General features: G+C 43.4%; 8 protein-coding genes. 4 read left to right on the top strand and 4 right to left on the bottom strand.

What is annotated here, in order from left to right:
* Positions 1-93: 93 nt before the first annotated feature.
* Entirely contained in the window at positions 94-3,027 is a 2,934-nt protein-coding gene (locus IPP86_07945) for a T9SS type A sorting domain-containing protein (protein ID MBL0138446.1), read from the bottom strand.
* A 75-nt stretch (positions 3,028-3,102) separates the two neighbouring features.
* Positions 3,103-7,365, bottom strand: coding sequence for a T9SS type A sorting domain-containing protein (locus IPP86_07940; protein MBL0138445.1), 4,263 nt, complete (start codon positions 7,363-7,365; stop codon positions 3,103-3,105).
* Between the two features lie 416 nt (positions 7,366-7,781).
* On the opposite strand from IPP86_07940, the gene IPP86_07935 reads away from it, so the two are divergent.
* Positions 7,782-8,630, top strand: coding sequence for a T9SS type A sorting domain-containing protein (locus IPP86_07935; protein MBL0138444.1), 849 nt, complete (start codon positions 7,782-7,784; stop codon positions 8,628-8,630).
* Positions 8,631-8,836: 206 nt separating this feature from the next.
* On the top strand, positions 8,837-9,655 hold the full coding sequence (locus IPP86_07930) for a T9SS type A sorting domain-containing protein (protein ID MBL0138443.1): 819 nt from the start codon (positions 8,837-8,839) through the stop codon (positions 9,653-9,655).
* Between the two features lie 100 nt (positions 9,656-9,755).
* Here IPP86_07930 and IPP86_07925 read toward each other — a convergent pair whose 3' ends face one another.
* Positions 9,756-11,882: an elongation factor G gene (locus tag IPP86_07925; protein MBL0138442.1), complete on the bottom strand. Its 2,127-nt coding sequence runs from the start codon at positions 11,880-11,882 to the stop codon at positions 9,756-9,758.
* A 626-nt stretch (positions 11,883-12,508) separates the two neighbouring features.
* Here IPP86_07925 and IPP86_07920 point away from each other — a divergent pair.
* Positions 12,509-12,793: a DUF983 domain-containing protein gene (locus tag IPP86_07920; protein ID MBL0138441.1), complete on the top strand. Its 285-nt coding sequence runs from the start codon at positions 12,509-12,511 to the stop codon at positions 12,791-12,793.
* A 73-nt stretch (positions 12,794-12,866) separates the two neighbouring features.
* Entirely contained in the window at positions 12,867-13,037 is a 171-nt protein-coding gene (locus IPP86_07915) for a hypothetical protein (protein MBL0138440.1), read from the top strand.
* Between the two features lie 7 nt (positions 13,038-13,044).
* Here IPP86_07915 and IPP86_07910 read toward each other — a convergent pair whose 3' ends face one another.
* Complete coding sequence (locus tag IPP86_07910) at positions 13,045-13,836, bottom strand: hypothetical protein (protein ID MBL0138439.1); 792 nt, start codon at positions 13,834-13,836, stop codon at positions 13,045-13,047.
* Positions 13,837-13,914: the final 78 nt, after the last annotated feature.

Here is a 13,914-nt window from a genome sequence, read left to right as displayed (position 1 = left end):
CCCAGAAAATGGCTTCTGGCAAGGGTTTCGGAAGGTATTAAAATCAAAAAGCCCGGAGGATTTCCCCCGGGCTTTTTTGTATATTTTTTAGATTTAGTTTTTCAGAATGTATTTTAAACTCGATTTTCCGGAGTCTTCAAGGCGAAGGAAGTAGATTCCGGACGGCAGACCTGAAAGATCAAAAGTTTTTTCAGTTCCGGTAATGATATTCTGAATGGTCCCGGTGAAAATCAATTGTCCTGTTGAATTCATTACAGAATATTTCATCAGGTTTGATGCTTCGGAAAATCGAAGCGAAATATTTCCTGTGGTCGGATTCGGATAAATCAACACAGCAGACAAAGAGGAAGGGTCTTGAATGCCAACGGTAACATCTACATAGATACAATCCGATGCGGTGCAATTGGTGGCTGCGGTAACGGTTACACAGTAGCTTCCGGAACTCGTTACGTTTATTGTTTGGGTAGTTTCAGTAGTGGTCCAGGAATAAGAATTAAAGCCAGACCCTGCGTCAAGGATAGTAGAATTGAAGACATGCAATGTGTCTGGACCTAGTGAAACCGTTGGAGGAGTATTGATGATTGCCTGTACCGGAATAAAATTACTCGGACAAACTCCATTCGTGGCTTGCGCATAATAGGTTGTTGTTGTAGTCAGGAATGGTGTGGTAAAGGTAGTGCCCGTGCCCAGTTGTGTACCTCCGCTTGCACTTGCGTACCAGATGATAGTTGCGGAAGAGGATGCCCCAAGAGTAACAGACCCTGCACTGCATCGCGATGCTGAGCTTACAACAGGATCCGGAGTGGTTGAACCTACAGTGGCAATTACGGCCACCCGGTTACTGGTGCAGGTTCCATCGGAGGATTCTGCATAATATGTCGTAGTACTTGAAATACTTGGTGTCGTAAATGTTGATCCCGTTCCAATGGATGTACCACCTGAAGCAACATCATACCAGTTTACTGTGTTTGCTGAGCTGGCACTGAGTTGCACTGTTCCTGCACCGCAACGTGATCCCGGCGTTGTTACCGGTTCAGCAGGTCTTGGAAGAATGGTTGCAGTAGCCGCAACTCGCGTGCTGCCACAGGATCCATTGTTTGCTTCAGCATAATATGTCGTCGTATTGGAAATGGAAGGTGTTGTGAATGAATTTCCTGACCCCACCTGAGTCCCGCCTGTTGAAGCGTCAAACCAAAGAACAGGATCCGTAGCGGTAGCACTAAGGTTTACTGTACCGTTTCCGCAACGTTGGCCCGAAGTTGTTACAGGATTATTTGGAATGGGATTGACAGTAGCAGTAACGGCAACTCTTGAACTGGGACAAGTGCCACCGGCCTGTGCGTAATAGGTGATTGTATTGCTGATGCTCGGTGTGGTATAGCTTGCACCGGTCCCAAGTAGCGTTCCACCTGAAGCAGCATTGTACCAAAAAATACTATCCGGAGATGTTGCGGAAAGGGAAACTGTTCCTGCGCCGCAACGAGATCCATTGGTTACGCCTGGTGCAGAAGAATAAGGCAAAATAGTAATTGATGTCGTAAAGGAATTGTTTGCAGGGTAAACATCATTTGTGACATTCGCTGTACAGACAAAATTCAATATACCTCCTGCTGTCGTGTTAATGGTTGTTGAAAATACAAGTGTATCGTAATCTCCGGGATAAATGGCACCGATATAAGTCTGATTAAGGGTTTGTGTAAGAGCGCCCGTTATTTGTATTGTGACTGAAGGATTGGTTATGGTGTCTCGTCCAAAATTTCTGACCAGTACACTCACCGTGGTGTTTGCACTACCACAGGAACCGGCAGATGGAGAAACTACTCCATAAACAGTACCATAAGTTAGGTAGTTTCCGAGATTACCGCTGCTGTTTAATTTTACAACATAAGCGTCCTCTCCATTAAATGCAAAACTACTGCTGTAGCCGGCCATAATATAACCGCCGTCTGAAGTTTGCATTCCACTGTATCCATGATCATGATTGACACCACCAGGGGTTCGTGACCAGGTAGAATCTCCGCTGGATGTTGTTTTCATCAACCACATATTAGGTTCCAATGGACCGGAGCTTCTGCTGGTTCCGCTTGCGATATATCCGCCATCTGTAGTTGCTTCTACTCTATGGAAATCGTCCTGGTCGTTACCGCCATAAATTTTCGCCCAGATTTGTGTACCACCGGTATCGGTTTTTACCAGGTAACCGTCGTTTCCTCCCAATCCACTTACATCGTCTGTCCCGCCGGCCAGAATAAATGTTCCATCATTGTTCCGGATGATGTGCTCTATATTATCTGTACCTGCAGTTCCCCATCTGTTAGTCCAGACAGTGGCTCCTGATGAATTTGTCCTTACTAAATAAAGATCCAGGCCGGTTACTCCATTTGTACTTTGCCCGCCTATAATAAATCCTCCATCCGGAAGTTCACGAATTGAATTTGCATCATCGTAACCGGAAGCACCAAAACGTTTTGTCCACAAAGTATCCCCGGAAGAATTTGTCCGGATGATGAACGCATCATAATACTGGGCAGGCGCGGAGGTTGTATAGCCGGTAATGGCATAACCACCATCTGAAGTCTGAATGATATCCTGTGCCCTGTCTCTTCCAATTCCTCCCCAGGTTTTTGTCCAGGTAATATTTCCGCTGGCGTCCATTTTAACCCAATAGGCATCGTCCGAACCACTTCCGAAGCTCGTAGAATATCCACAGAAGGCATAACCACCATCAGCTGTAGTGATGACTTTGTAAAATAAATCCTTCCGGCTGGATGTTCCGTTGATTCGTTTTGTCCAGAGTGTATCTCCGCTGGTATTCATCCTTACAACGTAGGCGTCAGTATCGTTAACTGTAGAGTCTGATGTATATCCTGCCAGGATGTATCCGCCTGCAGGAGCTTCTGCTACGGAGCGAAAAACATCTGTACTTTTTTTGGAGAATATTTTCTCCCATGAAATTTGTGCGGAGGATTGCATTGAAATGCACAGTGCAATACATGTTAGGGAAAGAAGCGGGAGTAGTTTTTTCATGAATAGTATTTGTATAAATAAAGCAAACCAATGAACCTGAATGAATCAGATCCATTGGTTTGGAATGAATGGTTATTATTCTAAAATAATCTGGCGTGTCACACTACCGGAGGCAGTATTCAGCCGGAGATAATAAATTCCTTTAGCGGAAGAAGAAAGGTCAATGGACTTGCGGTAATTCATTGAACTGTCATGACGATCGGAAAAAATAATTTTACCGAGAAGATCAGTGATTCGGATTTCAAATTGTCCACCCGGGTTATCCGCGCGGATTTCAAATTTTCCATTGCTCGGATTAGGATATACGAGCAGGGAAATATTTCCGGATATCGCATTCACACCGGTAATGACATTCACGTAAATTGAATCTGATCCCTGACAAGAATGTGCATCCGTTACCACTACGGAATACATGCTTGAAGTAGAAACGTTAATGGTTTGTGTTGTCGCAGTAGTACTCCAGAGATAAGCAGAGTAACCAGAACCGGCATCCAGTGTAATGGTTTGTCCGCTGATGATATTCAGTGTATCCGGCCCAATGTTGATGGAAGGAATGGTCCAGATGTTAGCGGTGACAGGAATCCTGTTGCTGGAGCACGTGCCATTATTTGCTTCAACATAATAGGTTGTTGTGGTATTGAATGTTGATTGGTAGGAAGTACCTGTAGTGACAATAATACCACCGACAGAAGCATCATACCACGTCAATGGATCCGCAGCACTTGCCTGAAGTGTAAGTTGAGCCGGACCGCAATTTGAAGCATCCGTCACAACAGGATCAGCGGGCATTGTGTTTACAACAGCGTTGACAGCGATTGCATTGCTCTCGCAACCTGTAACTCCGGCGACTGCATAATAGGTTGTTGATGCACTGATCGAAGGAGTAGTAAAAGTTAACCCTGTTCCCAGCAAAGTTCCATTCGGCGCGTCATACCATGAAACAGGATCAGATGACGAAGCAGAAAGATCAACGGTACCGGTTCCACAGCGAGAACCATCCGTTACTGTCGGATCGGCAGCCTGGGAAGAAATGATTGCGTCAACCGGAACGCGTGTGCTTGGACAAGATGTTCCAGCCTCCGCATAATAGGTCGTTGTTGTGGAAATCACAGGTGTTGTAAAAGAGGAGCCTGTTCCAAGCAGGGTTCCGCCCGTCGGTGCATCGTACCATGAAATCGGATCTGAAGAAGACGCGCCAAGTGTCACTGTACCCGGACCACAATGGGTTCCTGAAGTTACAGTAGGAGGAGCGGTTACTAAAATTTCAGCAACTACCGGAACTCGTGCACTGTTGCATCCACTATTGGTAGATTGTGCGTAATAGGTTGTTGTTGTGGAAAGAGTCGGTGTTGTGAAATTGATTCCGGAAGCAACCTGTGTTCCACCGGAAGCAGCATCCCACCACGAAACAGGATCGATTGCTGAAGCACTCAGTACAACAGAACCCGGTCCGCAATGCGAAGCATCCACACCTGTAGGTGTGCCTACTGTGGTGATGTTTGCAGTAACAGCAACACGAGGACTCGGACAAGAGCTGACAGCTTCCGCGTAATACGTAGTAGGCTGAGATAAAATTGGAGTTACAAAATTGTAGGTTGTTGCCAAAATTGTTCCACCCGTTGATACAGCATACCATGCTACAGGATCGGAAGAACTTGCAGTAAGGGTTACGGAAGCAGGTCCGCAGGCATTCACATCAGAAACAGTTGGAGACGTAGCACTGTTGACAATGGCTTGTACCGGAGTGGCAGCGCTTGGGCATGTCGTTCCTGCAATAGCATAATACGTTGTGGTTGAATTCAGAAATGGCGTTGTAAAGGAAGAACCGTTGGCAAGCAACAATCCTCCGCTTGCTGCATCGTACCAGGAAATCGGATCGGAAGCTGTCCCGGTTAAATTAACGGTTCCGGGACCGCAACGCGTCACATCGCTTGCTGTTGGGGCGGAGGAAGTGCTATTGATGATTGCCTGAACAGGAATTCTTCCGGAGCATGCGCCAACCTGAAGATAATATGTTGTTGAGGTATTCAGTGATGGTGTTGTATAAGAAGTACCTGTTCCGAGCAATGTTCCTCCCGTAGGTGCATCGTACCATTCAAGGCTCTGAGAAGAGTTGGCCGTAAGTGTTACAGATCCATTTCCACAACGCGTTTTATCAAATGCTGTTGTGTTTCCTGTTCCAATTGTCGCGTCGACAGTCACACGGTTTGTTCCACAATTTTCATAGGGAACAAATACATACCAGTCATAGAAGTAGTAATAGAAATTCGGCCCTCCGCTGGAACCATAAATTTCAAGAGTTCTTGAAACGCTGTAAGGATAAACCACACCGGTATTGTTTCGGAACAATGCACCGCTACCTGAGCCGAGTCCAAGTTGGAAATCATTTCCGGGAGGGATGTCAAAGTCTAGATAAACACGACTTTCGCCGACAGGGATATTTACTGTTTTTGATTGCAATACTGTTCCGCCGGAATTTCTGAATTCAATTGTTCTGTTGCCGGCAGATGTAGCATACACTTTTACGGAGATGAGCCTGAAGTTTACACGGGAATCAAATTTTAAATAACCATTCGATGAGGTGCCACCTCCGCCGATTGTATTGTCAGACGGGGTTACACGGCTGCCTTTTCCTTTAAATGCCTCAACGTAATAGGTGGTAGTGGAACTGAGTGAAGGTGTTGTATAAGAAGACCCCGTTGAAACGAGATTGCCACCTGTAGATGCAGTGTACCAGAATAATGAATCGGCGGAACTGGCGGGTGTTGCACTTAGTTCAACAGTACCTGAGGAACAACTTAATCCGGAAACCGTTGTTGGGTCTGCTGTGTGTGGAAGAACTGTAACCTCCAGATAACTGGTATCATTTGTATAAGAAATATCATTCGTACGATGAATGATATATGCGGTGAGGTAGTATGTACCCGTTGTTGAAAAATTATAGGTTTGATCAAAAGTCAATTGTGTGCTCGTTCCCGGCAACAGAGAAGTGGTAAGGGTATCCTGGAGTGTGGTGATGGTTGTTCCATCGTTGATTTTTACTATTACCGGAACATTCGTTTCATTCGTCGCGCCATAATTCGTCAGGAGCATACTTATTCCAACGTTGTTGCTACGACAGACCTTATCCAGTGGAGCAATGAAATTATCTATCGCTACATCTTTTGAAACTCCCCCGGCCGGTCCAAGTTTGACCAATGCAAAATTCTGTTTGTTACTTGCGTTGCGGAAATATCCGAATTCAGCATATCCACCGTCTGAAGTTTCGATTCCACGATAAGCATGGTCATGGTAAGCACTTCCATAACTATAATTTGTCCATTCTACATTTCCATTAACATCTGTTTTGACCAGATAGTAATTCGGATTGATGAGATTAAAACTCCGGGTGATGCCGGCCATTACATATCCTCCATCAGAAGTGTTTTCAATAGTTTTTCCACCGTCCTTTTTGGTTCCACCATACACTGCAGTCCATAATGTATCTCCGTTCGTATCGGTCCGGATCAGCCAGATGTCTGTATCTCCCAGTCCGTTGGCCAGACTATCAGCATCACCAAATAACAAATATCCTCCGGTTGCAGCGATTTGAACATAGTGCGCTTCCTGTAAGCCACCATTCGCATAGGTTTTTTCCCATTGAACATTTCCATTCGCATCCGTCTTCACCATATAAAAATCTCCGTCGAGATTTCCATAGCTATAGGTTTGGCCACCGATAATAAATCCCCCATCAGCAGTTTGTTGAATGGAATTACCAATTTCATAAGACTGACCACCTATATTTTTTGTCCAAAGGGAATCTCCGTTCGAATCCAGACGAACCAGATAGATATCGTAATATTGAGTTCCTGCAGTGTAGTTAATTCCAACAGCAGCGTAGCCACCATCCGAAGTCTGAACAACTGCTTCCAATTCCTGTAAACCGGAATCTCCCAGCGTTTTTGACCAGGTCTGGATCCCGTTTGCATTGGTTTTAATCAGCCAACCGTCGTTGCCGCCGGAACCGTTTGAACCTGTGAAACCGGCAATGATGAATCCCCCATCTGTCGTTGGTTTCACCATATTCCCGAAGTCATACTGTGTTCCTCCAAAAGACTTATTCCAAAGGGTATTACCATAGGCATCTGTTCTTACCAGCCATACATCAGCCTGTCCGTTACTATAGGTATTGGTCATTCCGGTGAGAATGAATCCGCTGTCTGGCATTTGTTCCATCCAGCGTCCATCTTCATCGTATACACCGCCGTATTCTTTGCTGAATGCAATTTGCGCCTGCCCCGAAAAACTGAGGGTTATCAACAGGGAAAGCAATGAGATTGAGAATAATTGTTTCATATGGTTTGAGAGAAGTAGTTTTTTACAAAAATAGTTGATTATTAAGGTTCTAGTGTGCGAATTATGTAAAAAGAAATTAACAATGGGTTAACGGAGCTTTTTCTTCATTTAATCTCCCAAAGCAGTCATGGACAAGCGTTTCCCTGCAAACGCGGGAAATATTCAAACAGAATTAAGGCATGCTGAAGATTCTGTCATTTTACGACTTTTTCTTACAAAAGTTATGTAAGAATTTAATTTGAGAACCAAATTAACAAAAACAAATCTGGAGTCATTTTGGTTCAAAATCAACCGAAATTTTTACAGGAGTTTAGAGCTCATTTACCTGCCTGTAATTGTTAATTTTCAATTATTTTAAACGCGTTGTTGTTCCCGGCCATGTGTGATTATCTTTGTGTGGATTAAGGCGAATGTTGATGAGAGCACTATTTATTTTTTTCCTGCTTCTTCCCATTATTGTGTTTTCACAAAACCCGGTTCCGAATCCCGGATTTGAATTCTGGTCACAGGGGGAACCTGATGAATGGCGTACAAACAATTCATTACCGACTCAAATTACTATTCAGTCAACAGGTGATGCGAATTCTGGCAATTCCGCGGCGGAGGCAAACGTTATAGATGTTTCCGGAACAAACGTTCCTCCCTTTTTGAGTGCCGAAGGTGCTGATGGGACAGGATTTCCAGTGACCATTGACTATACGACACTGCAATGCTGGTACAAAGCAAATTTGGTTGGAGGAGACGAGCTCATTGTTTCAGTGGTGATGTATGATGATTCTGCAAACGCCATTGGCTCTGCGGATGTTGCCATCACTGTTTCAACAACCGCATATACCCTGCTCTCCTTACCTATCAACTACCCTGTTTTCACGAATGTTTCTTCCTGCATCATTCAGTTTATAGCTGCCGATCCTTCCGGTACTGGTACTGCCCATTTGGGAACTTCTTTTATTATTGATGATGTTGAATTAACCGGGATTAATAGTATCGGATCCGAAAATCAAAATTTATTCCTCAGTGTTTATCCAATTCCTGCAAGCGATTTTTTAACGATTGATTCGGATTTGTTTCAAGAAGGTTCAGTTGAGATTTCTGTACTGGATGTTTTGGGAAAAATTATTGTTCAGGAAGTGGTTCAAATCTCAAAATATAACAACGACAAAGTGAGAGTCAATTTGCCGGAAATGTCTGCCGGATTGTATTTTTTACAACTAAACCTGGGAAAGTTCAGAGCATCGAAAAAGATTTTTGTGTCAGGAATATAATATTAACACTTGCCAAAATGGTTTTTTTCTGAAATCTCTTGAAAGGTATCCCCTTCATTGAAATACAGTTTTACGGTTTCTCCTTTTTTATTTAATTTCGGGAAAAATCTGATTCAAAGCTCTTTATGGGCTAAGAAGTTGATTTTAGCTCTCCGAACACTGCTTTGTAATTGAAGCGTAACAAACTAAAAATCAAAACAATACAAATGAAAAAACTCTACTTTTTACTCTCATTTTCAGTATTCACCCTGGCTGCTTTTGCCCAAAATCCGGTTCCTAATCCTGATTTTGAATCCTGGACCGGTAGCACGCCCAATAGTTGGAGTGTTGTGTCCGCAGCCAATACAGTTACAAAGGCAACACCCGGATATGCATCCGCATCCGCTGCAAAATTAACAGCAGTTGTTACATCAGGGGTTCCGATTCTTTCCTCCGCAAACAATGGATTTTCTGTTTCCCATGGTTACAGCAATCTCGAATTGTGGTACAAAGCATCTTTTGTAGGATCGGATGTATGTAATATTTCTGTTTCATTTCTGGATGGTAGCAACCAGACAATTGGCGCCGGTTCAAAAGCAGTTGGAACAAGTACAAGTACGTTCACTCACGTAATTGTTCCGATAACCATTACAGGCACACCGGTTAAATGCCAGATTATTTTTACAGTGATCAATCCAAATGGTGGTATCGTAATTGTGAATCAGGGATCAACAATCACCATCGATAATGTTCAGCTTACAGGTGTTATCGGAATCGATGAATTGAAAGAAGGATCTGATCTTGTGGTGTATCCAAACCCCGTTCAGAATTTATTGCAAATGCAGGTGACTACAACTCCGGGTGAAAAGATTACCTGGAAGTTAACGGATCTTTCCGGTCGTCTCGTTGCCCAAAAACAATCAGAGAATTATTCAGCAGCTCAATTGAAAGACGAAATGATTCTTCCTGATCTGTCAAAAGGATTGTACATTTTCAGCATGGAATCCGATACCAGAAGAGCAACCAGAAGAGTGGTTGTAGAATAATCAGTCACAAAATAGTAAATAGCGAAGGGTGAAGGTAAAGAGTGGTAATTTTAAAATTACCACTCTTTACTCTTCACCCTTCTTCCTTTACTCTTCACACTTAATGCACTTCCGTCACCTTGTATTCGTCGGCAAGTTTGCGCTGAATATCTCCGGGAACGGGAGCGTATTCCGCGAAATGTCCGGTATAACTTCCACGACCTTGTGTTATGGATCGCAGGGAAGTGGAATATTTATCAAGTTCGGATAATGGTGTACGGGCTTTGATCACCTGGTATTTGCCTTTGGAGTCCATGCCCATGATGATGGAGCGACGGGTTTGAAGATCCGTTACCACATCGCCCATGAGTTCTTCGGGCACCAGAATTTCCACATCATAAATTGGTTCCAGAATTTTAGGATCGGCCTGATGGAATGCTTCTTTGAATGCCATCATTCCGGCGATCTTGAAAGAAATGTCATTGGAATCAACAGGATGCATTTTTCCGTCATAGACAATCACACGAATATCGCGCACATAGGAGCCTGTAAGCGGTCCTTCGTGCATTTTTTCCATGACACCCTTTTGGATAGAAGGAATAAAACGCTGGTCGATAACTCCACCCACAATACAATTGTAGAAAACCAGTTTACCACCCCAGGGAAGTTCGATGATTTCTTTTTCGCGAACATGGTGTTCTGTTGGCTCTGGCATTCCATCATGGAAAGGTTCGATTTTCATATACACCTCACCAAATTGTCCGGCGCCACCACTTTGCTTTTTGTGTCGGTAAGAGGCCATCGCGTGTTTCTGGATCGTCTCACGATAAGGGATTCTTGGTTTACCAAATTCAACTTCGAGATGATAGATCTTTTCAATTCTCCATTTCACTACATTCAAATGCAATTCTCCTTGACCGCCTAAGATGACCTGACGTAATTCACGGGAATATTCAATTGTTACCGTTGGATCTTCCTGATGGATTTCTGCAAGAACACCACCAAGCTTTTCATCGTCGGTTTTGTTTTTTGCAAGAATAGAAACACGCAGTCGTGGTTCAGGGAAATGAATCGGATCAATGATGATATTCTTTCCCGCTGCACACAAAGTATGATTGGTAAATGTATCTTTTAATTTAAGTGTGGTTCCGATATCTCCGGCAGTCAGTTTAGTGATAGGATTTCTGTTTTTGCCATCCATGATGAATAGCTGGTTCAGTCTTTCGGAATGACCGGTGTTTACATTGACCAGATCCATTCCTGTGCTTACTTCACCTGACATTACTTTAAAGAAAGATAATTTTCCCAGATGCGGTTCGATCAAAGTTTTGAAAACAAAAATTACAGGAGGCCCTTTTGGATCACAGGGAAGGTCTTTTCCATCTTCAGTTTTTTCAGGGAAAAGTTCTGTTGCTGAAGGAGCGACATTGTCAATGAATCCCATCAAACGACCGCTTCCCATGTCTTTCTTCGCGCTCAGGCAGAATACAGGATACACATCGTGGTGTAACATTCCCATTTTCAAACCTTGTTTTAATTGATCCTCATCAAGAGTTCCTTTTTCAAAAAACAATTCCATGAGTTTCTCGTCGTTCTCAGCGGCTTTTTCAACGAGAATATTGTGTAATCGGTTAGCTTTTTCTATTTCCTCCGCGGGGATATCCAGCTTTTGTGGCTTGCCACCGGTTGGCGGAAATTTATACATCTTCATCGTTAAAAGATCGATGATGGAATCAAAACTTTCTCCCTGAGTCAACGGATATTGCATGACGGTAATCGCGTTTCCGAAACGAGCACGCGCTTGTTCAAGGGTCAGATCGAAATCCGCTTTTGCATGATCAACATGGTTCACTGCAAAGAGAATAGGCTTCTGAAACTTCTCCACATAATTCCAGATCAGTTCGGTGCCAACTTCAACTCCGTTTTCCGCGTTCAGCATCATTACAGCGGTATCAGCAACGCGCAGAGCGCTGATCACTTCACCAATGAAATCATCAAGTCCGGGAGTGTCAATGATGTTGATTTTATAATCTTTCCACTCGGTATGCATCGTAGTCGCATACACTGAACTGTTGCGTTCGTGTTCTACTTCGTGGTAATCCGAGACCGTATTTTTTTCTTCGACGGTACCACGACGATTGATGAGTCCGGCTTCGAAGAGCATGGCTTCCGCGAGGGTGGTCTTGCCGGATTTCGAAGCCCCGACCAGAACTACATTTTTAATGTGCTTATCATCATAAACTTTCATATGCGTATGTTTTAATGTTAGAAATTATAATTGCAATAAATTATGAATACAGAAGAATGGCGGTCTGTGAAATATCCGGAAATGAAAATGTGCAATGAAAAAAGCAGGATAAAATAATCGCCGTAAGGAATTGCTTTTTAATTATTCAGCAAAGGTGGTTCAGCGCCTGGGCTCATAAAAAATGGATTACCAGTTATTGAATAGCTAAATTTAATGGTTTTCTTTAATAACACACAAAGATTTTTATCATAAAAAAAATGTTAAATCGATGATTTTTCCGGGTAGGTAATTTTTATTCGAATCTTATATTCCTCCCTGTTTTTCAATGGACATAGGTCTGGAAGCCGCATCCGGAGCGGTTTTCCGCAATTCTTTTGCTTTTAAGGCCAAATTAAACGCTGTTGAGATGAAGGTTATAGGGAACGAATCCAACAAATATCACTTACTTGTGTGTACAGGATCGTAAATTTGCCTTCCTGAATTGTAAAACCCGGATGTCAGACACAACACAAACCCCCGCCGCCCCTAACGTAATCCTAGCGATTGGTTCCATGAAGTGCCCGGCTTGCCGGAAAGGGGAAATTTTTAAAAACACAAATCCATACCACCTGAGCCAAATGGGGGATATGCATGAGAAATGTTCTGTGTGTGGTGAGAATTTTCGTCATGAGCCCGGATTTTACTTTGGTGCCGCTTACGTCAGTTATGGCTTAATGGTAGCGTTTCTTGTTGGTATTGGCCTGCTTTATTACCTGGTGTTCCGGGAGATTGGTGACCACATGATGCGATTACTTAGCATAGGTGCTGTATCGGCGGTAATGATCGCTCCTGTTATTTTCAGATATTCCCGTATTATTTATCTTTATATTATCGTGAGATACAAGGGCACAAAAGTGCAGTCAGGCAAATAAAAAAAAGAAATTATTCAGCGCCCGGTCATACCTGACAGGAATTTGATTTGAGGCTTTTATAATTTGCACAAAGATGTCGAAGAAGAAAAAAACAGAAGCTAATCTTGTTGCTTTACGATTGCAACGCAAGTTGGCTATGCAAGAAGGCTTTTACGATGGAAGGTTCAGGGAAAAGACGGTGAAGGATAAAAAAAGGGAAGCCAAACGCCGATGGGCGAGAGATCATTCGAACCGGGAAGAATAACTGTTAATCAGAAGTGATAACCAAATCCTGCTTGTGCAAAGCGGGGAGCCATGTCGATATAACCCGGTGTATAAGCGGAGGATTCATCGGTTTTGATATTGATCCAGTGATTTCTGTCGTAATGCCACATCAGGCTGGCACTGACACCAAATACCCATCCGGATTCACCAATGCGCCAGTTTAAGCCGAAATAAATTCCGGCGGCTTTTGCTATTCCTCCCTTAATTTCACTGATTCCAATACTGTCTTTTGCCATTTCTGTAACGGCTACATCTTCTGATCGCATACCCATCAATGTTACTCCGAGGACCGCTTCATTCTGACTATGATAGGGCATCTGGAACATGGTGTATGGATCAGTACCATTAAAGGAAAGCATGAGTGTGCCTCTCAGCATTTGAGTAGGAGTGATACCAAGTCTAAATTTTGTGCTCTCAGATTTAGCATTCAACTCAGATTCCATATAACTGCCTGCCAACTGTAATCCCAGAACGGCACCTCTCATTCTGATCGCGTCAAAATTTACAGCGACTTCCGGCATCGCAGAATAATAGGGTTTAACAAACCAGCCTCCATTCCCGAAAATATTATCCTTAAGCCACATTTGTGCTTCATAATCCGGATTATTGGCAAGAACCCCATACTTGGCGGTCCAGGTCCAACGGGTCCTTTCTCTCCAGGTCACTTGTGCAAGGGATTGGTATGAAAGCAGACTTAAAAAGCCAAATAGTACAAAGAGCCGGATTCGTGAATTGGTTTTTGGAAAAATATTGGTTGTATGTCGCAGAATTGCAGTCATTCGGTTCTTCAGATTCGTTGGAGGGCCAAATGTACCTAAAAATTAAATTGCAAGAACTCCCGGAATTCAATTCTGTTT

The organism is Bacteroidota bacterium (assembly GCA_016720935.1).
Taxonomy (GTDB): domain Bacteria; phylum Bacteroidota; class Bacteroidia; order AKYH767-A; family 2013-40CM-41-45; genus JADKJP01.
The sequence above is the reverse complement of the archived record's forward strand: the minus strand, read 5'-3'. Positions and strand labels throughout refer to the sequence as shown.